The organism is Pseudoalteromonas sp. TAB23, from assembly GCF_000498075.1.
GTDB classification, from domain to species: Bacteria; Pseudomonadota; Gammaproteobacteria; order Enterobacterales; family Alteromonadaceae; genus Pseudoalteromonas; species Pseudoalteromonas arctica.
Window position 1 is genome coordinate 1 of the sequence record NZ_AUTP01000150.1, and the last position, 567, is coordinate 567.

At 43.6% G+C, this 567-nt stretch carries 1 pseudogene; it reads right to left on the reverse strand.

Features of this window, described 5'->3' with window-relative positions:
- A pseudogene (locus tag L654_RS0106235) lies at nucleotides 1-518 on the reverse strand (transposase); the annotation flags it as partial.
- Nucleotides 519-567 lie beyond the last annotated feature (49 nt).

Genomic DNA, 567 nt, shown 5'->3' on the forward strand with positions numbered 1-567 from the left:
TGCTGTTTTAATTGTGCAACGGCTGGCTGTAAAGTTTGTTGTTCGCCCACTGAGCCCCACGCTTGTGCTTGCAGGATGATTTGATGTTTATCATCGTTTATCGCGATGCCGTTGTAGCCTTGAATTGTCCCTTTTGAGGTCGTCATCTTCGCACTATCTGGGTCAGTGATATTACTTTTAACAGGCTTGCCTTTACTGCCTGTTTTCTCTTCGTGAGTGGCTAAAAACTCGGTGATTTTATCTGCATTTCTATCCAGCTTTTCTTTTTGTTTTAAGTCCTGAGTTATCAACTCTTCGCCCAGTCCATCTTGTGATTGGTGGCGTTCAATAATACGTTTGCTTGCGCGTTCTAGTTTTGCTTTTTTGCGGCTTAACTCATCGAATGTGCCGCTCCACTCTTTACTCGCATTGGACTTTAATTTACACCCATCAATAGCAAACATGTTGCGGCCTATCAAGTCTTCCTCATCACATATCATCAGCACTTGCGTGAAAAGTGGCTCAATCTGTTCATGCATTTTAGCCACAAAACCCGCTATAGATGTGTAATGCGGCTGGATATCACCC